The sequence below is a fragment of the Membranihabitans maritimus genome, from assembly GCF_021729145.1.
In the GTDB taxonomy this organism is placed as follows: Bacteria; Bacteroidota; Bacteroidia; order Chitinophagales; family Saprospiraceae; genus Membranihabitans; species Membranihabitans maritimus.
Genome location: NZ_JAJSLW010000007.1, coordinates 51,087 through 75,813, shown reverse-complemented (window position 1 = coordinate 75,813; position 24,727 = coordinate 51,087). Strand labels below are relative to the sequence as shown.

General features: G+C 37.7%; 20 protein-coding genes. 12 read left to right on the top strand and 8 right to left on the bottom strand.

What is annotated here, in order from left to right; genetic code table 11:
• Positions 1-100 precede the first annotated feature (100 nt).
• The 6 genes from LVD47_RS09860 to nqrF are packed head-to-tail and all read left to right on the top strand — an operon-like array spanning position 101 to position 6,434.
• Complete coding sequence (locus LVD47_RS09860) at positions 101-1,708, top strand: Na(+)-translocating NADH-quinone reductase subunit A (protein WP_236975627.1); 1,608 nt, start codon at positions 101-103, stop codon at positions 1,706-1,708.
• Positions 1,709-1,754: 46 nt separating this feature from the next.
• Positions 1,755-3,005: an NADH:ubiquinone reductase (Na(+)-transporting) subunit B gene (locus LVD47_RS09855; RefSeq protein WP_236975626.1), complete on the top strand. Its 1,251-nt coding sequence runs from the start codon at positions 1,755-1,757 to the stop codon at positions 3,003-3,005.
• Complete coding sequence (gene nqrC, locus LVD47_RS09850) at positions 2,998-3,717, top strand: NADH:ubiquinone reductase (Na(+)-transporting) subunit C (protein ID WP_236975625.1); 720 nt, start codon at positions 2,998-3,000, stop codon at positions 3,715-3,717. Before LVD47_RS09855 ends, nqrC begins: the two co-directional genes overlap by 8 nt.
• A gap of 4 nt (positions 3,718-3,721) precedes the next feature.
• Positions 3,722-4,456: an NADH:ubiquinone reductase (Na(+)-transporting) subunit D gene (locus LVD47_RS09845; RefSeq protein WP_236975624.1), complete on the top strand. Its 735-nt coding sequence runs from the start codon at positions 3,722-3,724 to the stop codon at positions 4,454-4,456.
• Between the two features lie 35 nt (positions 4,457-4,491).
• Positions 4,492-5,091, top strand: a complete 600-nt coding sequence (nqrE, locus tag LVD47_RS09840) for an NADH:ubiquinone reductase (Na(+)-transporting) subunit E (protein WP_236975623.1) — start codon at positions 4,492-4,494, stop codon at positions 5,089-5,091.
• Between the two features lie 23 nt (positions 5,092-5,114).
• On the top strand, positions 5,115-6,434 hold the full coding sequence (nqrF, locus tag LVD47_RS09835; RefSeq protein ID WP_236975621.1) for an NADH:ubiquinone reductase (Na(+)-transporting) subunit F: 1,320 nt from the start codon (positions 5,115-5,117) through the stop codon (positions 6,432-6,434).
• A gap of 407 nt (positions 6,435-6,841) precedes the next feature.
• Here nqrF and purU read toward each other — a convergent pair whose 3' ends face one another.
• From purU to LVD47_RS24065, 3 genes are all read right to left on the bottom strand, one after another.
• Positions 6,842-7,666: a formyltetrahydrofolate deformylase gene (gene purU, locus LVD47_RS09830; protein ID WP_236975619.1), complete on the bottom strand. Its 825-nt coding sequence runs from the start codon at positions 7,664-7,666 to the stop codon at positions 6,842-6,844.
• A 160-nt stretch (positions 7,667-7,826) separates the two neighbouring features.
• Positions 7,827-7,991, bottom strand: coding sequence for a DUF1328 family protein (locus LVD47_RS09825; RefSeq protein WP_236975618.1), 165 nt, complete (start codon positions 7,989-7,991; stop codon positions 7,827-7,829).
• A gap of 404 nt (positions 7,992-8,395) precedes the next feature.
• Positions 8,396-8,698 (bottom strand): DUF3817 domain-containing protein, encoded by a 303-nt coding sequence (locus LVD47_RS24065; protein WP_369427769.1) that lies wholly within the window; start codon positions 8,696-8,698, stop codon positions 8,396-8,398.
• A 390-nt stretch (positions 8,699-9,088) separates the two neighbouring features.
• Here LVD47_RS24065 and LVD47_RS09820 point away from each other — a divergent pair, with 390 nt between their 5' ends.
• The gene (locus tag LVD47_RS09820) at positions 9,089-9,553 is read left to right on the top strand and encodes a (2Fe-2S)-binding protein (protein ID WP_236975616.1); all 465 of its coding nucleotides are present in this window, start codon (positions 9,089-9,091) and stop codon (positions 9,551-9,553) included.
• Entirely contained in the window at positions 9,546-11,714 is a 2,169-nt protein-coding gene (locus tag LVD47_RS09815; protein ID WP_236975614.1) for a xanthine dehydrogenase family protein molybdopterin-binding subunit, read from the top strand. Before LVD47_RS09820 ends, LVD47_RS09815 begins: the two co-directional genes overlap by 8 nt.
• Positions 11,715-11,722: 8 nt before the next feature.
• On the opposite strand, the gene LVD47_RS09810 is transcribed toward LVD47_RS09815, so the two are convergent.
• Together LVD47_RS09810 and mnmE are read right to left on the bottom strand one after the other, a co-directional pair.
• Positions 11,723-12,292, bottom strand: a complete 570-nt coding sequence (locus LVD47_RS09810) for a GNAT family N-acetyltransferase (RefSeq protein WP_236975613.1) — start codon at positions 12,290-12,292, stop codon at positions 11,723-11,725.
• Positions 12,293-12,360: 68 nt separating this feature from the next.
• On the bottom strand, positions 12,361-13,746 hold the full coding sequence (gene mnmE, locus LVD47_RS09805) for a tRNA uridine-5-carboxymethylaminomethyl(34) synthesis GTPase MnmE (protein WP_236975612.1): 1,386 nt from the start codon (positions 13,744-13,746) through the stop codon (positions 12,361-12,363).
• 183 nt (positions 13,747-13,929) lie between these two features.
• Here mnmE and LVD47_RS09800 point away from each other — a divergent pair, with 183 nt between their 5' ends.
• Positions 13,930-15,546, top strand: a complete 1,617-nt coding sequence (locus LVD47_RS09800; protein ID WP_236975611.1) for a M28 family metallopeptidase — start codon at positions 13,930-13,932, stop codon at positions 15,544-15,546.
• A 68-nt stretch (positions 15,547-15,614) separates the two neighbouring features.
• Here LVD47_RS09800 and LVD47_RS09795 read toward each other — a convergent pair whose 3' ends face one another.
• The 3 genes from LVD47_RS09795 to LVD47_RS09785 all read right to left on the bottom strand — a co-directional run bounded on the left by LVD47_RS09795 (position 15,615) and on the right by LVD47_RS09785 (position 18,903).
• Positions 15,615-16,454 (bottom strand): UDP-2,3-diacylglucosamine diphosphatase, encoded by an 840-nt coding sequence (locus tag LVD47_RS09795; RefSeq protein WP_236975610.1) that lies wholly within the window; start codon positions 16,452-16,454, stop codon positions 15,615-15,617.
• Positions 16,455-16,531: 77 nt separating this feature from the next.
• Positions 16,532-17,614: an MlaD family protein gene (locus LVD47_RS09790; protein ID WP_236975609.1), complete on the bottom strand. Its 1,083-nt coding sequence runs from the start codon at positions 17,612-17,614 to the stop codon at positions 16,532-16,534.
• A 47-nt stretch (positions 17,615-17,661) separates the two neighbouring features.
• Entirely contained in the window at positions 17,662-18,903 is a 1,242-nt protein-coding gene (locus tag LVD47_RS09785) for an N-acetylmuramoyl-L-alanine amidase (RefSeq protein ID WP_236975608.1), read from the bottom strand.
• A gap of 180 nt (positions 18,904-19,083) precedes the next feature.
• Here LVD47_RS09785 and LVD47_RS09780 point away from each other — a divergent pair, with 180 nt between their 5' ends.
• From LVD47_RS09780 to LVD47_RS09770, 3 genes are all read left to right on the top strand, one after another.
• A complete protein-coding gene (locus tag LVD47_RS09780) occupies positions 19,084-21,825 on the top strand; it encodes a putative LPS assembly protein LptD (RefSeq protein WP_236975607.1) in 2,742 nt (913 codons plus the stop codon).
• A 162-nt stretch (positions 21,826-21,987) separates the two neighbouring features.
• Entirely contained in the window at positions 21,988-22,839 is an 852-nt protein-coding gene (locus tag LVD47_RS09775) for an acyl-CoA thioesterase (RefSeq protein WP_236975606.1), read from the top strand.
• A 128-nt stretch (positions 22,840-22,967) separates the two neighbouring features.
• The gene (locus LVD47_RS09770) at positions 22,968-24,716 is read left to right on the top strand and encodes a GMC oxidoreductase (RefSeq protein WP_236975604.1); all 1,749 of its coding nucleotides are present in this window, start codon (positions 22,968-22,970) and stop codon (positions 24,714-24,716) included.
• Positions 24,717-24,727 lie beyond the last annotated feature (11 nt).

Sequence of the window (24,727 nt, the reverse complement as noted above, 5' to 3'; positions counted from 1 at the left end):
AATAAATCTAAAATTTAATCCGGTATTGATTGATTAGCTTCATATTTATAATCATTCATATATTTGCAGAATAATTGTTAATGATATTATATTATTGATCATGAAGGTTTTATCCGCTTCCAGTAAGTTTTTACCTTTTATTTTTCGGACATTATTTTTTATTGTGTTAAGTACGGGTCTTGCTTTTGGGCAATCCGGTGGTGAAGGCAATATGGTAACTATTGGTGTGATACTTATTTTGGGAGTATTGGTCCTCGGTGCTGTTGCTGTAGTTGGGAACAGTATGGTTCAGGTACTTTCTGTAAAAACCGGTGTTGACATAGGGTCGACGTCCGATGAGGAAGGTACAGGTGCCAATATTCATGTATTAAAGAAGGGCACAGATATCAAACTAAAAGGTGAAAGTCATCAAGAAATAGAAGATGTTTTTACCAGTAGATATGCTGTTCAGCCCTTTAATTTTAACAATATTGCCCCAATTCCCAAATTGGTGGTTGAAGAAGGGGATGAAGTTTTGGCTGGTCAGGCTTTGTTTTTCGATAAAAAGCATCCCGATGTTTTTTTTGTTTCTCCCGTAAGTGGTGAGGTAGTTGAAATTAATAGAGGGTTGAAACGGGCAATTGATCAGGTGGTGATTTTAGCCGATAAGGAAATATCGTACAAAGACTTAAATAGTCCTGATGTAGAGACTGCTGATCGGGAAGAGATTAGGACATTTTTAAAAGAGAATGGCGGTTGGCCATTATTCATGCAAAGACCGTATAATATATTACCTGATAATGACGAAGAACCAAGGGATATATTTATTTCAGGTTTTGATACATCTCCATTAGCCGGGGATAGTTCAGTAGCCATAGATGGAAGATTTGATGCTATTCAAAAGGGCATTCAAGTATTGAATAAATTAACCGACGGCTCCGTTTTTATGAGTTTGGATGGAAGAAAGGAAAGTTCATTTCCAGTAGAATTGGAGGAGTTATCCGGAGTAGAAAAGCATTATTTTGATGGTCCACATCCCGCCGGAAATGTAGGGGTTCAAATTCACCATATTAAACCCATAAAACAAGGTGATATTGTTTGGACAATTGGTCTCCAGGAGTTAATAACCCTTGGTAATATGTTTTTGAAAAATCAATATGATGCTACAAGAATTATTAATGTTTGTGGCCCCAGTGCTCAAAGGCCCCGGTATATTCGAACGTTTCTAGGTGCAGATTTGTCGGAATTGGTTAAGCAGGAATTAGAAGATGAAAAGATAAGGGTTATTTCAGGGAACGTGTTGTGTGGAGACAAGAAGGAAGGGAATGCCTTTCTCGATTTCTATTCTACTCAGGTTACTTGTATTTCGGAAGGGAATGATTATGAGATGTTTGGTTGGTTGATACCGCAATCCTTTAGACCAACGGTATCGCCTACATTCCCCAATTTTGCTTTAAAAGAAATGGCATATGATGTAGATACGAACACTCATGGAGAAAAAAGGGCGTTCGTAGTATCAGGTCAATATGAAGAATTATTGCCTGTGGATACATTTCCCCAACATTTATTCAAAGCTATAATTACCCGGGATATTGACAGAATGGAAGGATTGGGTATTTATGAATTGGTAGAAGAGGATGTAGCATTATGTGAATTTGCCTGTACATCCAAACAGCCATTGCAAAAATTGCTTCGCGAAGGGTTGGACTTTATGTTGGTGGAAGCTTAATGAGGAATCAGGAATTGTAAATTTATATTAGAAAGAAATTGTCAGCATGAAAAAGTTGCTAAATTTTATAAAAAGTAAGGAACCTAAAAAAGGGACTTTAGGTCATACCTTGTACGATGGGTTTTTTACTTTTTTATATGCCCCAAACGAAGTAACAGGTTCCAAAGGTGTCCATATAAGAGATAGAATGGACTTAAAAAGAACCATGGTTACTGTGGTACTGGCATTACAATTTTGTTATTTGCTAGGAACATATAATATTGGTCACCAACACTTTGTAGCTTTAGGGATGTACGAATCTTTTTTTGAAGGATTTCATCTCAAAATTGCGTTTGGATTAACAAAGATACTTCCGCTCTTTATTTGGACCCATGTTGTTGGTTTGGGTATTGAATTTTATTTTGCGTGGAAAAAAGGACATGCTATAGAGGAAGGTTTTCTTGTTTCAGGTGCTTTGATACCGCTTATAATGCCTCCGGATTTACCTATTTGGATATTGTGTTTGGCAGTGGGTTTTGCTGTTTTTTTGGGTAAAGAAGCCTTTGGGGGAACAGGTATGAATATTTGGAATGTTGCATTGTTGGCAAGGGCATTTGTGTTTTTTGCTTATCCGACAACTATTTCAGGTGATCAAGTATGGATTGCAGGTTTCGATCAAATTTTACCGGGTGCTGCGACGGATTATGGTTGGTGGCAGACGAGTTTTTTCAATACCATTTTTGGATGGTTTGATTGGGCGCAATTTGATTCTACCGCAGTCATCGTAGACGGATTTACAGGAGCGACTCCTCTTTCTTTAGCATATGAAGGTGGATGGTCAGCAGTCACTGACGTCTATTCTTCATCTCAAATGTTGTGGGGAGCCTTACCTGGTTCTGTTGGTGAAACTTCTAAGCCATTGATTATATTAGGTGCGATAATTTTGTTAGCTTCCAAAATAGGAAGTTGGAGAATAATGTTTAGTGGACTAGTTGGTGCTGTGGTTATGTCTCTTGTTTTTAATGCATGGGGAGCAACACCTTTCATGGAAGTTCCCTGGTATAATCAGTTTTTAATGGGAAGTTTTTGGTTTGCAATTGTATTTATGGCAACTGATCCTGTAACTGCTACTGCTACTAATTATGGAAAATTTATTTACGGATTTTTGATTGGTATGATAGGCATGATAATTCGGATTATTAATCCTGCTTACCCGGAAGGGTGGATGTTGGCAATATTATTATTAAATACATTTGCTCCTTTAATTGACCATTATGTAGTTCTTGGTAACATTAAAAAAAGATTGAAACGTGCGTAATTCAACAAATTATATTGTCAAGTTTGTATTGATCATGACGGTAGTGGTTGCTTTCATTTTAGCCGGCATGCAAACAGTATTAAAACCTATTCACGATCTCAATGAGGCGGTATACAATAAAAAGAGTGTTTTATTGGCTGTCCAGCCAGTATTAGATCAGTCTGTGGAAGCCATGACGGCTGAAGATGTGCAAGGTATTTTCGATCAGGATATTGAGGAATTGGTAGTTGATAGTGAAGGAAATATAATAGAAGGCAAGAAAGCTGAAGAAATTAATCTCGAAGAACAATTAAAGAAGCCCGAAGGTGAGCAACAATACCCTTTATATGTATTTGAAAGTGAAGGGGAGAAATACTACATTGTTAGCGTAAGGGGTCAAGGGCTATGGGATGCCATCTGGGGGAATATCGCTCTGGAAAGCGACCTTTCAACCATCGTAGGTGTAAGCTTTGATCATGCTGGTGAAACCCCAGGTTTGGGAGCCGAAATCAAGGATAATCCTGCATTTCCTGCCCAATTTAAAGGGAAGGAATTGTATGATGAATCTGGTAATTTGGTTTCTGTAAAAGTTGTCAAAGGAGTGATAAACGATCCTGAACATCAGGTTGATGCCATTTCAGGAGCTACAGTTACATGTAACGGTGTTACCAATATGATGTACAAAGGAATCAAAAATTACGAACCTTATTTAAATAGTTTAAGGAAAAATTAAAATTATGGCTGAAACTGCAGTAAAGCAAAAACCGCTAAAGGAGAAAAAGCCAATTTTTGGTAAAAATGAGCGAAAGCTAATAACAGATCCTATTAATGATGATAATCCGATTACCGTTCAGGTATTGGGTATATGTTCTGCATTAGCTGTTACTACATTGATCTATCCCTCATTCGTGATGTCGATCGCAGTAGTTTTTGTATGTGCTTTTGCTAATTTGTTTACTTCCCTTTTGCGTTCTTATATACCAAAACCCGTTCGTATGATCGTACAGTTGGTAATAATTGCCGCACTTGTAACGATTGTGGAATTGACATTAAAAGCATTGAGTTTTACAGTATATAAACAATTATCCGTATTTATAGGATTGATTATTACCAATTGTATAGTTATGGGCCGACTAGAAGCTTTTGCGATGGCTAATAAACCGTGGCAATCTTTTTTGGATGGTGTAGGGAATGGTTTGGGGTATGGAGCTATTTTATTAATTGTAGCATTGTTCCGGGAATTATTTGGAAAGGGAACATTATTTGCCGGAAGTCCTTTTGGAACGCTGAAATTGATCGGGGCTTCACCTGATTTTTTGATTAACACAACGGCTACCGAAGGAATCGGTACTATGTTCGCCTGGTATCAGAATAACAATCTTATGGTATTGTCGTCCGCAGCGATGTTTTTGATTGCAGGAATAATTTGGTTACACAGGGCATGGAATACTAAGTTGGTTGATGTATCGTAAATAAATGAATGAAATAAAAATATAAAAAAGATATTATGGAGTACATCAATATTTTTATTAAATCGGCATTTATAGAAAACCTTATCCTTTCTTACTTTCTGGGTATGTGTTCTTATTTGGCTGTGTCGAAATCTGTGAAAACTGCCTTTGGACTTGGTTTGGCAGTAATATTTGTATTGGGCTTTACTGTTCCTATTAATTGGTTGATTACTAATTATATATTAAGTCCTGATGGATTATTCGGAACGGATCTGACTTTCTTGAGGCTTATTTTGTTTATTGCTGTTATTGCTTCTATGGTCCAGTTAGTGGAAATGGTCATTGAGAAGTTTTCTCCTTCCCTGTATAGTTCACTGGGAATATTTCTTCCGCTGATAACGGTGAATTGTGCTATTCTGGGAGGATCTTTGTTTATGGTAACCCGGGAGTACAATTTGGGTGAATCCGTGGCATTTGGATTAGGCGGTGGTTTTGGTTGGTTTCTGGCCATTATTGCCATTGCTGCCATTCGTGAGAAAATGGCTTATTCTAATGTTCCTGCGCCCATGCGTGGTTTGGGTATGGCCTTTTTGTTAACGGGATTAATGGGTATGGCTTTTTTGAGTCTACTGGGTATTGATCCGAGTGCATTTTAAGAAAATTTAAAAAGTAATTATTCATGCTTGTTTTATTGAATTTCTTGCCAATAGTATATGCAGTAATAGTTTTTAGTCTAATAATTCTTTTGCTTTCTTTCATGCTTATAGCAGCTCGCAAAAGATTAGTACCCCAAGGGGATGTAAATATAGTTGTCAATGGTGATAAAGAGAACCCCATAAAAGTACAACCCGGTACGTCACTATTATCTGCTTTGTCTGATAAAAGCGTTTTTTTACCTTCTGCTTGTGGTGGTGGTGGAACATGTGCTATGTGCCGCTGTAAAATTTATGAAGGTGGTGGGGACGCCCTTCCTACCGAGTTAAACCATTTGTCAAAAAAGGAAGTGAAAAATCACGAAAGATTGGCATGCCAGGTAAAAGTAAGAGACAACATGGATATAGGAATTCCCGAAGAGATTTTTGGTATAAAGAAATGGGAATGTGAAGTTGTTTCAAATTATAATGTGGCTACTTTTATTAAAGAGTTCGTAGTTAAATTACCGGAAGGTGAGACTTTGGATTTTGAGCCCGGTGGTTATATTCAAATTGACGTTCCTAAAACTACAATCGATTTTAAAAATTTTGATATTGCACCTCATCCTGATGATCCGGCTGGCAAAGAAAAGTTTAAAAGTGAGTGGGACGATTGGAAATTATGGGACCTAAAAATGGTAAATGATGAGGAAGAGTTCCGTGCTTATTCTATGGCCAACCATCCTGCTGAAGGTAATATTGTGATGTTGAATATTCGTATTGCTACACCGCCATGGGATAGAAATGCTAATAAATGGAAAGATGTAAATCCCGGAGTGTGTTCTTCTTATGTTTTTGATAAAAAGCCCGGAGATAAGGTAACGATTTCAGGTCCATATGGAGAATTTTTTATTAAGGATACAAAGAAGGAAATGATTTATATAGGTGGTGGTGCTGGTATGGCTCCTTTGCGATCGCACCTGTTTCATCTATTTCACACCAAACATACAAGGGATAGAAAAGTATCATATTGGTATGGTGGGCGGTCAAAGCGTGAATTATTCTACACGGACCATTTTAGAGAACTAGAGAAAGAATATGATAATTTTGCTTATAATATAGCATTATCTGCTGCATTAGAAGAAGATAATTGGAAAGTGAAAAAGTCCCTGGATGATCCTGAAGGAGACGGATTTACTGGATTTATCCATCAGGCTTTATATGATAATTATTTGAAATTCCATAAAGAACCTGAAGAGATTGAATATTACTTATGTGGCCCGGGACCAATGTTGGATGCGTGTATGAAGATGTTTGATGAACTGGGAGTTCCAGAGGAGAATATAGCATTTGATGACTTCGGGTAACAACGAATCGAGATAAAAATATTTAAGCCGGAATATCATTTATTCTGGCTTTTTTTATAGCCGTAGATGAATTTCCAACGTTGAAGTGCTGAAAATTCATCACATTTCTCATTTTGGCTGAAATTTTTGAAGGGATATAATGGCTATAAATGTAATTTCTGGTTGAGTCTTGATCATTCGCCGGGGCCTGAATAGATTCAGAATGTCAAAATATGGATTGTGTTAGAAATACAATATATATGATCATTTTTCCATTTTAGATCATACCCCGGTTTAGTTGAGAAGCAATTTGTACTGGTCAATCGTGATTAGGTGAGATTGATTGTAAATTAATTATTTATCATTGATTTACACCATTATTCCTCTGAAGTCCTTTTGAATAACCATGAATTAAATGGGGTACAAGGTTAAAATACAATGGTCTTATTCCCATTTACAAATACTCTTTGTTCCAGTACTAACTGTAAAGCTCTGGCTAATACAAATTTTTCAACATCTTTTCCGGCCTTTGACATAGATTTCGCATTATAACCGTGGTTAATTTTTATTATGTCTTGCTCTATAATGGGGCCTTCATCGAGATCCTCATTAACAAAATGGGCAGTAGCACCAATTATTTTCACCCCTCTTTCAAATGCCTGATGATATGGACGAGCCCCTTTAAATGCAGGTAAAAAAGAATGATGTATGTTAATGAGCTTGTTCTTGTATGTATTGATAAATGATGGTGTGAGGATACGCATATATTTAGCCAGAATGATATAGTCACAATCGTGTTGATCTATTATTTCCTTTATCAATTTTTCGTGGTCTTCCCTTGTTTTATTTTTGTGATCAACATAATAGAATGGAATATCAAATCTTTTGGAAAGAGACTCAAGTTTTGTATGATTTGAAATGATACAGGGGATTTCAGCTTTTAGATCTTTTGAATGGCAGCGTATCATTATGTCGCTGAGACAATGATATTCTTTACTTGCCAATAATATAATCTTTTGCTTTTTGTTGCCGAAAAGTTTAACGTAGGCATTATCCGGTAATACTTTTTTAATATCAGTTAATAAATCCTTTTTATCTAATGGTGTATCAAACTCTGTTCTCATGAAGAATTTTTCGTTAGTAATGTCAACGTATTCATCATTTTTGATCACATTGAGATTATGCTGGTAAATTACACCGGTTATTCTGTGAACTAACCCCTTTTGATCGGCACAAGCTATTTTAAGAATCAATGGTTTCGGGTTTCTTGATTAGGTTCAATATTGATACAATAAAAAGAGTGTTGAAGATAATAGTTTTTACCTATTTGTGCTCTGCAAGTGTTTGCTAATTAAAAAAAATCCTGCCGGAAATTTCTTCCGACAGGATCATGTAAGATTATTCCTATTTTCCTTACACTTTGCGTAATAGTCTAAAGATTAGGGATATCACTAATAAAACCAGGAAAATGTAGAATACGATTTTTGCGATTCCCGCGGCAGCTCCTGCAATTCCTCCAAAACCCAATACAGCTGCAATTAATGCAATTACTAGAAGAAAAATTATTAGCCGTAACATAGTTAAGTGTTTTTGATTAAGTGATATCTATAAAACAAGTTTATCTAGAATAATATTTTAAATATTTTGTTAAAAATAATTTTTAATATCTTATATGTGTGTAAATTATTGCTTTCATTTTATTTTCTAACGGGTGGTTTTGTGTGTAAAAAGATCTTATAATATATGGTCTTAGATCTGAGGTGTGTGGTGTTCATTGATAAAAAAAATATATGTGTATTTTGCTGAAAAATAATAATATATAGATTAATATTTCAATAATTGTAATTGTTAGTTAACTAGCAACCTTATAGAATAAAGTAATTAGTATGAACCGGAATTGATGGTTATGAAAACCAAATGTAAAATTTGAAGTTATTATTGATTTTATCAATTAGCAAAAGCAGAAAATAGGTAAATTAGAATTACTTCGCCATTTCTTTTTTGAGAATAGTATGGTCAATATAAAAAGTCCCAAACGGAATAAATGAAGAAACTAATATTTTAAACGTTTTTGAAAAAAATTTCCATTTACGCTCTATTGCAATAAATATAGTGTAACAAATAAAAAGCAGGAATAAGAGCCCGTGTATCATACCTATTATTTCGACAAGAACAGGATTATCCCAAATGTATTTTAGAGGCATTGCAATAAATAATAAAACTAGTAGAGAAGAACCCTCCAGGAATCCTAAAATTCTAAGCCTGCCAATGTGAGTATTTATCATAATTACGACGGTATTGATGGCGTAAATATATGCTAAATCCCAGAATCTAATGAAAAATCCGGGGTGTTTTGCACCCCGGAATCCAATCTAATTTGTAACCCTAAATAAATTAAGAATGGAAATCTTTTCTAAGATTAAATAAAACAAATCAAGTTATTGACTAATGAAATATACCGTCAATTTCAATACATACGTATAGAGAGTTTAATTGGATTTTTAATGGTGATTTTTTTATCCTTTCTTTTCCTAAGATTAGAAACAGTCCTGATAATACCCTTATTAAGGATTGTAATAAATATCTGATTTTTAATAATTTAGGGTGATAGTGTCATTCTGTTTTATTATATTTAATTGCAATCGTATTTCTAATGGATTTAATTCAATCTGGTTATGAGAACTACTTTTATTTTAAATGGAAGGCATATTGAAGTGGACGCCGATGCAGATTCAAAACTTTTGTGGCTTCTGCGCGACCAATTAAAATTAACGGGGACGAAATATAGTTGTGGGTTAGCCCAATGTGGTGCTTGCACAGTCCATCTCGATGGTAATCCGGTAAGATCATGTGTAGTCCCGGTTTCATCATTAAAGGATAAAGAGGTTCTAACTATTGAGGGGTTGAGTAATGGAGAATTACACCCGGTTCAAAAAGCCTGGATTGAAGAACAAGTGCCGCAATGCGGTTATTGCCAATCCGGGCAAATTATGCAGGCTGCCGCATTACTAGAAGTAAATAAAAACCCAAGCCGAGAGGAAATTTGTAGTCATATGGACGGTGTATTGTGCAGGTGCGGTGCGTATACCCGAATTGTCACGGCCATTCAAACAGCTTCAAAAATAATGGAAGATGAATAATCCAAATTCAAATAGTCGTATTTCACGAAGATCTTTTTTGGGCAGGGCTGCAGGTTTTACTTTTATATTGGCTACTGGTGTAGTTGTCCCCAATATTGGGGACAAAAATAATGATCAGAAAAAGGGTAAAGAATTATCTATTTGGGTGCATTTGGCTCCGGATGGACGTGTAAGGATATACAATCCATCTGCTGAAATGGGGCAGGGTTCAATGACAGCATGTGCAGTGTTAATAGCTGAAGAAATGAATGTGGATTGGAAAGATGTTATTATTGAATCCAGTCCGGTAGATCCCGAAAATTACGGTCTTCAATGGGGTGGTCAATTGGGAGGACCTATGATGACGGTTGGATCGCGTACCGTCCGGGGGTATTTTAATGCCTTGAGAGAGGCTGGAGCCCGTGCTAACTATGTATTGAGATATAGTGCTTCAAGAATATGGGGGGTTCCTACAGGTCGGGTAAGTACAGAAATGTCTAAAGCCATCCATTCCGATTCAGGAAAGACCATAACATTTGGTGAATTGTCTGGTAAAATCGCTTTACCTACAAATCTCGATAATATTAAAGTTCCACTTAAGGACAACGAGGATTTTACTTTAATTGGTAAGGATATTCCCAGGTATGATATCCCGGGGAAAGTAACGGGTGAAGCCCAATATGCAATGGATATCTTTTTACCTGAAATGTTATATGGGGTAATGCAACGTGCACCTGTAAACAAAGGACGTCCGGTGCTGAATAATAAGGAAGAAGTTTTAAAAGGTCACGGAGTAGTCGATGTATTGGTAATGGATTATGGGGTGGGAGTGGTAGCCGATTCTACTGAAACTGCATTAAAAGCAAAGGCCCGGTTGGACATAAGTTGGTCTGATGCTGAATCGTCTGATTATGATAGTATCCTTGCTTACCAGGAATATGAACGTTTAGCAAAATCAGATCAAAAAGGACGTTCGATTTCAAGTAAAGGTAATGTCCTCCGGGCATTTGAAACAGCAACTGAGGCGATGGTTTGTGAGTACAAGAACGATTTTGCCTATCATGCGCAGATGGAACCATTAAATGCTGTAATATCCGTATCTCCGGATGGGAAAAGAGCTGAGGCATGGGTGGGGTCTCAATCCCCTGATAATGCACGACGGACAATTGCGAATGTATTGGGTATAGACTTTTACGATGTAAATTACCACGTATGTTATTTGGGCGGCGGTTTTGGAAGAAGGTCAATGTCTGATTATGTGGAAGAAGCCACCATTTTAGCTAATCACATTCGTAAACCACTAAAATTTATCTGGACGCGCGAAGATGATGTGGGATATGGTGCTTTTCGGCCGATTAGTTTACAACGAATGGAAGCGGCAATAGGAGGTAATGGAAATATCATGGGTTGGAAGCATATTATTGCCGGAACCGGTGGAGGGCTTTTGGCTTCAGGTGCTGAAATTTCTTATTATGATATTCCCACTCAGCTAATTGAGGTCCGGAGTATTGACCACGGAGTTCGTACAAAGCATTGGAGATCAGTAGGACATGGTCCTAATAAATTTGCAATTGAGTCTTTTTTGGATGAAATTGCCTACGCCCAAAAAGAGGATCCTTATTTGTTAAGAAGAAAACTAATGCATAAAAGTCCAAGAGAATTGGCTGTTTTGGACAAAGTTGCTGAAATGGCTGATTGGGGAAATAATTCTAGTAATGGCCGCGCCAAAGGAATAGCTTTTGCAGAAAGGAGTGGAGCGTTGACTGCTGCAGTAGGTGAAATATCCCTTGATTCATCGACAGGGCGGATCAAAGTACACAGGTTTTGGGTTGTTATGGATGCCGGCCTGGTGGTACAACCAAATAATGCAATTGCCCAATTGGAAGGAGGAATAAATTTTGGATTGAGTAATGTTTTGCATGAAAGTATAACCTTTAAAAGTGGGCAGGTACAACAATCCAATTTTCATGACTACCGCTTACTGCGAATTTCGGAGGCACCAGAGAGTATAGAATGTTTTATCATGCCTTCGGCTGAAGAACCGGCAGGGGTTGGGGAGGCGAGTACCCCGATTGTAGGAGGTGCAATTGCGAATGCATTTTTGAAATTGACAGGGAAGCCATTGCGGCATATGCCATTTACGGCAGAAAAAGTAAAGGAAGTACTGGACCAAAGTATGTAATATGGGGATTAAGTATTTCGCCAATCCCATACTACGATATGCCAGGTATTTTTATCGTCGGTATAGGTGTGAATTCTTTTAAATCCCAGATTTTTATGCGCCTTTAATGAACGGACATTACCAGCCTCAATTTCGGTAATACAAAGATCATATAGTCCTTTCCATTCATCCCGCATGCAATAATATAGTCTTTTCAACAGTCCTTGGCCACGGTAGTATTTTGCAACACATGCCTGACCGCATACAATGTATCGATATTTGGCTAAAATAATTTCTTCATATTGTATTTTTTCTAATGTTTCGAACATTGAAACGAGTACCGGAATATCTTTTTTGGAGTTGCTGGTCATGGATAATATATAACCCACCACTTCCCGTTGATGGATAGCAACAAACTGTGGGGCATGCTGAACAAATTTTTTCAGTTGTTCGATCGTATGTACTACAGTAACAAAGCCTTGTTCTTCTTTTTCTTGGGGAGTTATATTTTGGGCTAGATTCTTTTGTTGTAATTGCAATATTCCACGAAGGTGGTTAATTGATGTAGTGGGCGTATTGGTTATAGCATTAAAGTCCATGTGATTTCATTTTGAAAATTCATTTTACGCATTTCTATGAGGCATGATTTTACTTTTTTGATGATAAGTTACTTTCCGATACAGAAATCCCTGAAAATCCGATCTAATAAGTCATCTGTAGACACTTCTCCAGTGATTTCACCTAGGGCAATCAATGTATGCCGGATATCCATAGCTACAAAATCTCCGGTAATACCGGATTGTAAATTGCTAAGCGCCTGGCTAAGATGGTGTTCGGCAGTGACTAAAGCTTCAAAATGACGGGAATTAGATACGATGACATCGGATTCCAAAGAAGATGATTTTACTGCCTTACGGACCATCGTGTCCTTTAGATGGGGAATATTCATTTCGTTAATGGCAGACAGTGTTACAAAATTGTCCGTGTCAATTTGTGGAGAATAATAGGCTGACGGTTTTGCATATGGATTTGTATCCATTTTATTCGCCACGACGATAATATTCTTATCTATTAAGTCAAATTTTTTGAGATCTTCCCAGACTTCTTCAGGTGAAAGTTTATTGATATCAAACATGTAAATAATGAGTGCTGAGCTTGTCAGCTCTTTCATAGTTCGTTCTACTCCAATTTTTTCAATTACATCCCTGGCATCTCTAATTCCGGCTGTATCGATGAGACGGAACCTCACCCGGTCAATATTAATATAGGACTCGATGGTATCACGGGTAGTGCCTTCTATATCACTGACAATTGCCCTATCTTCCTTGAGAATAGCATTTAACAAAGTAGATTTACCGGCATTGGGTCTACCTACTATTGCCGTGGCAATCCCGTTTTTCATAACATTCCCCAGTTGAAAAGACTCTTTTAATCCCCGGATAAACACCAATATTTTGCGGATGAGATCTTTGAGATCATCCCGGTCAGCAAATTCTACATCCTCTTCGGAAAAATCCAATTCCAGTTCAATCAAACTGGCAAAATGAATTAATTGTTCCCTAAGTCTTGCAATTTCCTGGGAGAATCCACCACGCATTTGCTTGATAGCTAAATCGTGTGCGCCTTTTGATTCGGATGCAATTAAATCTGCAACGGCCTCTGCCTGGGTAAGATCCATTTTACCGTTGAGAAAGGCCCTAAGCGTAAACTCCCCGGCCTTCGCCATTCTTGCACCGTATTGGATACATACTTCCAGCACTTTTTGCAGAATGTAGGAAGAACCATGACAACTTAATTCTATGACTTCCTCCCCGGTATAAGAGTTTGGTGCCCTAAATACACTAACCACCCCTTCATCAATAATTTCTCCCGAAAGGTCTGTAAAACACCCGTAGTGTAAGGTATGTGAATTTACATTTTGAAGATTTTTATTTTTAAAAATTTTGTTAGCAATTGAAATTGCCTCTCTTCCACTTAGTCTAATGATCCCAAGTGCGCCTTCTCCTTGAGGTGTGGCTATTGCCACAATTGTATCCTGATTATCAAAATTCATTTAGCACATTTAAAAATTCAGTGCAAAAATACACATGAAATAATAATTACTCAATAATGATAAGGTGGTATTTAGAGGAGAGGTGTACATGAAAGTAAGTCCGGAATACTATTATGGGGTATTTATATTAATTTATTGTAATTTCATCTTTTGCGATATGTTTTTAGAATGTAAGCTTTGACTATGAGAATATATATTGTTTTGGTCTTATCGGGGATTATACTCAGTTCGTGTTCTACTTCTCATGAACCTGATGCACCCAGTGGACATATTTCTGAAGATTCTTTGCGACAGTATACCAAAATGTTGTCTTCTGATGAGTTTATGGGAAGGATGCCTTTTACAGAAGGGGAAGAGATTACAGTTAACTACCTGGTTAATAAAATGAAGGAATTTGGACTGAGTCCAGGAAATGGTAATAGTTTTACCCAGGATGTACCACTAGTCGATATTACCGGAGAGCCCGATCAAAAAATGAATATCCAAACCAAGAAAGGGGATATGGATTTGCAACTCGGTAACGATTTTGTAGCATATTCTCAGCGAGAGGTGAATGAAGTGGGGCTTGAAAACAGTGACTTGGTATTTTGTGGTTATGGTATTAATGCACCTGAATATAATTGGAATGATTTTGAAGGATTGGACCTGGAGGGGAAAACCATAATAGTTTTGGTTAATGATCCGGGGTTGAGTAGTAATGATTCTGCTTTTTTCAAAGGTAATACCATGACGTATTACGGACGATGGACTTACAAGTACGAAGAAGCTGCACGGCAGGGAGCAGCGGGAGTATTTATCGTTCACGAAACTAATATGGCCGGATATCCCTGGTTTGTCGTGAGAAATTCATGGGCTGGCTCTCAACAGGGATTGCAGTCGGAAAATAAAGGAGCTGATAAATGTGCGGTTCAGGGATGGTTGTCTTTTGATGCTGCTCGGGAATTATTTGAATATTCGGGCTTAAATTTTTCAGAAGTTTTTAAATCGGCAGCAAAACCTGGGTTCCAACCCATTGCCCTGGAAGCTCAGGCATCAGTGGCTGTTAAAAATACAATGAAATATAATGAGAGCAGAAATGTGGTTGCTAAAATTCCAGGGACGTCTGACCGGGAAAATATCATTTATTCAGCTCACTGGGATCATTTTGGGATCAGTACTCCAGTAGATGGAGACAGTATTTACAATGGTGCGGTAGATAATGCAACGGGGACTGCGACATTAATGGAAATTGCAAGGACTTACCAGAAAAATAATTTTACTCCACAAAGATCAATAATATTTTTATTTGTGACCGCAGAGGAACAAGGATTGTTAGGCTCGCAATATTATGCGGAAAACCCTCTGTATCCACCTTCTTCTACCGTGGCAAATCTCAATCTGGATGCACTGGAACCCATTGGTCCCATGAAAGATATTACAATGATAGGTTATGGACATGCTACATTTGATGAAATTGCTGAAGAGGAAGCGAAAGGTCAAAATCGTTATGTGATACCGGACCAGGAACCAGAAAAAGGATATTTTTTCAGGAGTGATCATTTTAACTTTGCAAAAGTCGGTATCCCGGCTTTCTATGCAAAAGGAGCTTATGAACACAGGGATAAGGGGGTAGATTATGCAAAAGAGAAGATGGACTCCTATACATCCGGTCGATACCATCAACCTTCTGATGAGTATTCTGATTCTATGGATTTTGGGGGAATAGTATTGGATGCGCAATTGTACTATAATATTGGTTGGAAGATTGCTTCGGGAGCAGTAACACCTGAATGGAAGCCCACATCAGAATTTGCCAAATAAAAAAATGAGACTACCTTCATGTAAGATAGTCTCACCGATTATATATGGAAATGGTTGAAAAGATGATCTTATAGATTGATTATATTTTTTATTTCTGAAGGTTTGTTATTTCTAAGAATAGACTTATGAGATTTTATATCCAGTTTTGGATTTTTAATTTGAAAATCAAGGTCGTCGTATTCATAAATAGTCCATTCACCATCGAAGTATTCCAGGGATGTTAAATTTTCTACCCAGTCACCTGCATTCATATAAATGGTTTTTCCTTTGGAGGTAGAAATGTTTTTGATAACAGGGTGATGGATGTGCCCGCAGATGACATAATGATATCCTTGCTGTATGGCCTTGCTGATAATGATTTTTTCAAAATCATTGATAAATGTAATGGCTCTTTTCACTCCGGATTTTACAGATTTTGATAGGGAAATACGCCCTTTTCCCATTTTAAGGCGCCATTTATTAACCAATCTATTGAATTTGATTAGCCAATCATAGCTTATTCCTCCAATTTTAGCAAGAAGTGGTGTTATGGTAATGGAAGTGTCAAATACATCTCCATGGAAAATCCAATACTTTTTTTGATCTACATTTAGGATTAATTTGTCCCGGAGGTTAATGTTCCCCATCGAAAAGCTTGACAATTGTCGAAGTACATCATCGTGGTTCCCGGTTATATAGTAAATTTTTGTCCCTTCATATGCCATTTGAATAAGAGTGTCTAATATCCTAATGTGTGATTGCGGAAAGGTACTTTTTTTCAGTGACCAAAAGTCAATAATGTCACCATTGAGTATTAAAGTTTCTGGTTCAATACTTTCCAGGTAATTTTGAAGTTCACGTGCATGACATCCGTATGTTCCGAGATGGATATCTGAAAGTACAACGATTTCGGGTTTCCTTTTATACATATATTTGAATACTTGTATATAAGTACAAATATGTAAAAGGCAAATTATTAGCTTGTTAAGTGATTGTTATTAAAATATTAATTCCTATCACTGCTACCCTGTTGACTAGCCGGATCATCTTCAGGAAGGGTGTACTCTTTTTGTTTTTTCCCAAATACACTGACATTGACATATCTTTTGGGATTGAGTCGGAAGTCCTGGAGCAACAAATCCAGGTTTCTCATGGTAGAATTTAATTCTGAGTAAAGAGAATCGTTTTTAATGAGGCGTCCCATAGTCCCATTCCCTTCTTTTATATTATCCAGTATACTGTTTAATTTTTCTGTAGTTTGGTCAAAACGGGAGAGAGAAAGAGTAATCTGTTCGCTTGTTTCACCTAAATTAGCAATGGTTTTATTGGTTGATGAAATGGTACTGTCCAGTGCCGATCCAGCTACCTGGGAAGTAATGGATTCTATGTTTTGGATAGTCTTATTGAGACTTTCCTGATTGGTAGCGATTCCACCGGTTATTTCATTGAGGTTGGATATCATTTGATTCATTGCCTTTGAATTCATCATTATCATGGTGTTGAGATGATTGGTAGCACTCTCCAGATTCGAAATGGTATTTTTAATATTCATGGTTACTTTACCCAATTCAGAATCTTTGTACTCTTCAGAGGACATTAAATTATTTACCGTATCGAGAACACCACCTACACCTTGCTTGAGAGCAATCATGTATTCATCCAACTCATTCGGCCTGAAGAAAGAATTAATAAAGCTCAGTTTTTCTGCTTTCAAAAAACTACCGTTGGTGATACAATCAGCATCACATACCCCAGTGTATTCCAGACGGATAGCCATATCGCCCATAACTCCATCAGAGTACAATTGAGCCACCGTGTTTTGGGGGAGCTTTACCTTGGGGTCTACTTCCAGTCCAACTATGATATTTTGTAGGTTCGCAGGGTCAATTTCGATAGTTTGAACATTGCCTACCTGATATCCATTTATATAGACAGGGGAAGAAACCTCAAGGTTTTGGATATTATCGTATTTAACGTAATACGTAGTTTGGCTTTTAAATATATTTTCTCCTTTCAAAAAATTGTACCCCCAAATCAACAATCCGAGACCTACGATTGTCAATATACCAATTTTAATTTCTTTACTCATCTACCGGTTAGGTTTTCAAGGTTATATTATGAGCACAAATATATAATTTAATGGGACATGCTCACTGCTTCTGAGATATTTACTCGATCTCCATTGCTGTATGCAACAATAAATGCCCCGTTAAACCCCCTGGCTCTCATTTGTTTTTTAATATCTGAAGCTTCATTATAGCTTTCGATAGCTGTAACTTGATATTTATACATATTGTTTTCAAAACGTATGGATAAATTTTTAATATTTTTCCATTGGCCCGATTTTATATTTTCTTTTTTTGGTGTTGCCGCTAATTGGACGCAAAATTCTAGTCCTGATTTTACTTGGCTGGTTGAAATTTGGGAAGTGGGCATTTGTTTTTCCTGAATCGCTGGTTTAGAATCCGTGGCGTGAGAAGTTTTGGCAATTTCAGGTGCTTTTTCCTCAACTTTCTTTTCGACCATTGATGCTGAAGTTTTTTGCAGTTCCGGATTTTTTTCTAACTTCTTTTTGTAGTCTTTAATAGCCAGGATTAAACTTTCTACTATTTCATTTTGTCCTTTTTCGGATAGTAAATACTTTTCCTCGGTTGGATTTGAAATAAATCCTGCTTCGAATAATACACTTGGCATAAATGTATTTCTCAGAACCAAGAATCCAGCCTGTTTTACTCCTCTGCTTTTTCTTTGATTTCTTGTTCTTAAGTTGGTTTCAAAACTATTCGCCAATGCGAGACTATTATCAAGATAAGCATTCTGATACATGTTCAGGATTATATGAGAGGCTTCCGAGTTGGGGTCAAAACCATTGTAATTTTCCTTATAATTTTCTTCCAGGAGAATTACACCATTTTCCCTTTTTGCTACTTCCAAATTTGATTGGTTTCGAGCTAGACCCATTACATACGTTTCCGATCCATAAGGGCTTGAACTGTTTACGGCATTACAATGTAGGGAAATAAATAAATCTGCATTTGCATTATTGGCTATTCGAGCTCGTTCGTGTAAATCAATTTTAACATCAGTTTTTCTCGTATAGATAACTTCAATTTCAGGAAAGTTCTGGCTGATTGAATTACCTAATTTGAGAGTCAATGACAATGCAATGTCTTTTTCTTTAGATCGTTTTCCAATAGCTCCAGGGTCAATTCCTCCGTGCCCGGCATCCAGTACGATTTTTTTTACTTTATTTGCATCACCAATGGGATCACCACCATTAATCATATTAGTAGAAAATGATAAATTTGTGAACAGGCATAAAGACAAGAAGGTGAAAAAAATCGTTTTAAGTCTGATGTAACCGTTTGTAGTAACCATGATGTTTCGTTTAATGTTTTGAACTAATTAGTATTATTATTAATATGTAGCAAAAATCAAGCCAATTTAGATTTGAAGTCAAGTAAATATATAGTACTATTTTTTTTAATATTTAAGGCGGTATATCTTTTCAGCCAGGATACTACTTCTATAAACGCTACTGATACTATCCCTGGTACAATGGATACTATTAAAGCACCGGATATTCTTTCAAAAGTAAAAGTTTCTGAAGATGCTTTCTCGACGGGTGTGAATTACGGTGCTGATTTCAAGACCTTTTTTGACCGCAAAAAGAACTTGGTATATCTATATGGGAATGCTTTTGTAGAATATGAAGAGTATTCAATTCGGGAAGCGGACTATATAGAAGTAGACCTTGATAAAAATATTGCTACCGCCCGCCTCCTTCCCGATAGTATGAAGCATCTGATAGGTAATACCGTATACGATACTGTGGTCGTAGTCGACACTGTGAACCGGGAAGAAGAGGTTGAGGAAGAAAACCTATTTGAAGAAGAAGGTATTATTGGACAGACACAAATCGATCCCGTCACCGGAGAACCAATTGAAAATAACCGGGAGCGGAACGCTGAACCGGTCAATCCCGACGGTACTTTACCGGGTAAAGAACCAGGTACCCCATTGTTTAGTGATGGTACCAACGAATTTTCTGCCCGGGCTATGCGGTATAATTTCAATACAAAAAAGGGAAAGGTGTACAATGCTGTGACCTTTCAGAATAATCTCTATATCCATGGTACTCAAACTAAATTCATTGAGAAGCTAAAACCACAGGATACACTGCAGACTATTTACAATCAAGGGGCTCTGTTTACAACTTGTAATGCTCCCGTCCCGCATTTTGGTATCAGGAGCAATAAGCAAAAGATTGTACCAAATAAAGAACTGATTATTGGTCCTTCGAACCTGGAAATAATGGGTATCCCTACGCCGTTGGTTTTGCCGTTCGGATTTTATCCCATTGTGCCTGAAGCCAAGGCAGGGCTAGTAGTTCCGAGCTACGAGTATTCTCAGAATTGGGGGTTTGGATTACGTGGATTGGGGTATTATACTCCCGTAAGCGATAATATGAACCTGACGGTTAAAGGGGATATTTACTTTAATGGTAGTTGGATGGTGAACGGGCAATCGAGATATACCAAAAGATATAAATTTAACGGAGGGTTTTCGATGAGCTTTTCCAATCGATTACAAGCCATTGATGGTGAAATTGGTAAGAGAAGTAATAAATCTTTTTCTTTACGGTGGAATCATTCCCAGGACCGGTCCGCACATCCTTTTCAAAATTTTGGAGCTAGTGTTAGTTTTACCACTGGTGGATTTGATAAAATCAATTACAATCAAGCTGATCGCGTGTTGAATAATAATACGAGTTCGAATATTAGTTACCGGCACGAGTTACCGGGAACTCCTTTTAGTTTATCGGCCAATGTATCGCATTCTCAAAACTCTAATACCCGATCCGTAAGTTTGAATATGCCTTCGCTCGATATCAGAATGCGTTCACTCCAACCTTTTAAGCGCAAAAATTCTACAGGGCTGGATGAGAAATGGTACGAAAAAATCCTGTTGACCTATAGCAGTCAGTTTGATTATAAAGTACAGACTACGGACACTACTGTGTTCCAACCCGATAAGTGGAAAAGCAATCGATATGGTGTCCAACATCAGGGCGCTTTGAGTTCTTCGTATCAATTGTTCCGTTATATCAATGTGACACCCAGTATAAATTTCAATGAGCGCTGGTATTTTGACCGGGTCCAGAAAAGGTTCGATGCTACCCCCCGGATAGAATATGATACGATTACTACGGTGGATGGATTGCAAAGTATCGTAGCGGATACGCTGAGTTATGGAGAAGTAATTACCGATACTATACAGGATTTTAATGCTGTGCATGGTTTCAGTGCCTCCCTGAGCATGCAGACTTCTTTGTATTTGACAAAACTTTGGAAAGGTAAAATTCGCGGATTTAGACATGTTATGAAACCATCTGTATCGGTTTCTTTTACCCCTGATTATCAAAAGCTGGGGTATGTGGATACTTTACGAACGATTAATCAAAGGGCCGAATACGAAGTGGAAAGGTACTCTTATTATGAAAACGGAATTTATGGCGCTCCTTCTACAAGCCAGGGGAATTTGAGCCTATCTTATAGTGTGAGGAACATTATGGAAGCAAAGTTTTTTAATAAGAAAGATTCTACGGAAAATAAAATTTCATTGTTCAAGACATTTGATTTTAGTGGGAATTTTAATCCGTATGCGGATTCCTTGCATTTTAGTCCGATAAACTTTAATGCGAATACTTCTCTATTCAATAATTTAACGTATTTCAGGGTGCGGGCAATGTTCAGTCCTTATGCAGCTAATGAAAGGGGGAATCCAATTGACCAATATTATTATGAAACAGGAAATGGAATATTGAGGTTTGGTGGCCTCAATGCTTCGTTAAGCACTAATTTGACAATTGGCAGAATCCGGGAATTGTTGTCAGGAAGTAATAACCAGGAAGATAATTCGTCCCGTAAAAAAGAACAAAATGCCAATTTATTTGACAATTTCAGAGTGTCTCATGAAATCCGTTTTGTTTGGGATCCTACACGGGATATTGATATCTTTCGCCTGTCAACGAATAATATCCGTCTTTCTGGAAATATAGATCTTACCAAGAACTGGGGAATTCGTGTAGGGAATTTTGGGTATGATTTTGAAAGAAAACAATTGACGTATCCTGATTTTGGATTTAGCAGGGATCTTCACTGTTGGGAGATATCGTTTAGTTGGCAACCAACCCGTAAGACTTTTTTGTTTAATATTCGTGTGAAAAATGCGCCGTTAGACTTTATAGATATACCTTACAATCGCGGAATTCAAGATAGTGGTTATTCTCCATTCTAATAGGTATTGTTCAGGGACAAGATATAATGGTTATTTGAAATCATTTTAAATTTGTTATTTTGAATGTTGACTCAGGGTTAAAATACTTATCTTAGAATTTATAAATTTTCGACCTGATTGAGTAAATTGTTAATTGTTCACCATATACAATCCTGAGAAGAAATGTCTGGAAAGGAGTTAATAAAGACCCTAAAACTAGAGAAGGTAGGGGAGAGAGCGTTCTGCGGTAGGAATTTTGATATTGGAACAAAAGCCATATTCGGAGGCCATGTTTTGGCCCAATCCATTATAGCTGCTTATAAGACGGTTCCCGAAGGCCGCTTTATTCATTCCCTTCATTCGTATTTTATTCTACCTGGTGATCCTTCTGAAGATATTATTTATCGGTTAGATGATATACGAGATGGGGGAAGTTTTAGTACCAGACGTGTATTAGCCGAGCAAAAAGGAAAGACGATTTTTATAATGGCTGCATCGTTCCAAAAGGAGGAAAAAGGGTATGATCACCAGTCTACAATGCCCGGGGTTCCCAGACCGGATACACTAAAGAGTTTTGACGAGCTAAAAAAGAATTTATTGGGTTTGTTGCCCAAACCGGCCAAGAGACTGTTGGAGGTAGAATTTCCGTTTGAGTTTAAGCCGGTTGATTTATCTAATCCCATGCTACCGGGGAAACACGATCCGGAACGTAAAATCTGGATACGGTTTCGGGAAGGAAATGATATTGACCGGGAAACATGTGAGGCTTTATTAGCATATGTCTCAGATTATAATCTATTGGCCACGGCTATTTTGCCCCATGAAAGAGCAACATTCAGCAATACTATTATTGCGACGATAGATCATGCCATGTGGTTTCACCGGCCTTTTGATATTGGAGACTGGATATTGTACGATGTTCTTAGTCCGAATGCTATTTCAGCCCGTGGATTTGCTACCGGACAATTATTTGACCGGAATGGAAAACTGGTTGGTTCTATTGCCCAGGAAGGGTTGATTCGTCCGGTAACTTAAAATGACGGAAGTTCAAAAAATAAATATCAGTAGAAAAAATTCAGCGATCAAAATTATTTTGTAACAAGTAAATTAGTAATATATTAGATTCTTTTTGTGAAAAACCACAATACTAAAAATAATAATTTATGTCTTTTCAAATAAAAGAACAAAGTAAAAAGTACGATGTGTGTATCGTAGGTTCGGGTGCCGGCGGGGGAATGGCAGCGAAAATTTTATCGGAAGCAGGGCTTAAAATAGCCTTATTGGAGGCAGGGCCTGATTTTGATCCTGCTAATCCCGATCAAATGACCCAACTCAAATGGTCCTATGAATCACCGCGGAGAGGTGCTTCAACGAAATACCGTAATTTTGGAGATTTTGATATGGCTTACGGTGGATGGCAGTTGGAAGGAGAACCTTACACTACAAAAGATGGAACGAAATTCAATTGGTTCAGATCCCGTATGCTAGGAGGGCGGACCAACCACTGGGGAAGAATTTCTTTGAGGTTTGGTGAATTGGATTTTAAGAGAAAGGATTTTGACGGGAAAGGTGATAATTGGCCCATTAGTTATAATGATATTGCTCCGTATTACGATCGGGTTGATAAATTAATTGGTGTATTTGGTACAAAGGAGGGGATCTTTAATGAACCGGATGGATATTTCCTCCCACCACCGAAACCGAGACTGCACGAATTGTATCTAAAAGATGCGACCGGGAAGTCAAAAATCCCGATGATCCCCTCACGACTTTCTATTTTGACCCAGAAAGTTAATGATAAAAGGGGGGCTTGTTTCTTTTGTAGTCAATGTAACCGATCTTGTTCTGTATATGGAGATTTTTCATCCTCTTCCGTACTCGTAAAACCCTCACTGGAAAGTAATAATGTCGATTTGTATGTCAATGCTATGGTTCGAGAGGTTTTGACAGACAACAATGGTTTGGCTACGGGAGTCTCTTACATAGATAAAACGGATTTACAAGAATATCAAGTAAAAGCTAAAGTGGTGGTATTGGCTGCAAGTGCTGCTAGTTCAGCCCGGATTTTGTTGAACTCTAAGTCTGCCAGTCATCCCAATGGATTAGCTAATTCAAGTGATCATGTAGGACATTATATACATGATTCTACAGGTGCTGGAAGATCCGCTATTGTTCCTGCTTTAATGGATCGAAAGCGTTATAATGAAGATGGCGTTGGCGGTATGCATATGTATACTCCCTGGTGGTTGAATGATGAAGTCAAAAAGAAAGATATGGGTTTTACCCGAGGATACCATATTGAATACTGGGGCGGTATGGGAATGCCTTCATATGGGTTTGGATTTGGTGTCGAAAATTATAATACCATGGCTAGTGATGATTCTTCCAAAAAGGCCGGAGGATATGGAGCCGGCCTTAAAGAAGACATTCGACGGTACTACGGGGCTACAGTAGGATTTGCCGGAAGGGGTGAATCGGTTCCACAGTGGTCGAACTATTGTGAAATTGACTCCGACGTGGTTGATAAATATGGCATCCCGGTTTTGAAATTCCACTATAAATGGACAGATGATGAAGTAAATCAAGCCAAACACATGGCTGATACTTTTGATGAGATCATTCATAATATGGGGGGAATTCCAACGGGACCAAAACCTGGACCGGAGTCCAATTACGGTCTTAAAGCACCGGGTGAAATTATTCACGAAGTAGGAACGACAAGAATGGGAAATGACAAAAATACAAGTGTAGTTAATAAGTATAATCAGGCTCATGATGTGAAGAATTTATTTGTCATGGATGGAGGTCCGTTTGTATCCCAGGCGGATAAGAACCCGACCTGGACAATTTTGGCCTTGGCCTGGAGGGCCTCAGACTACCTGGTGGATGAATTGAAAAAAATGAATATATAATAACAACATAT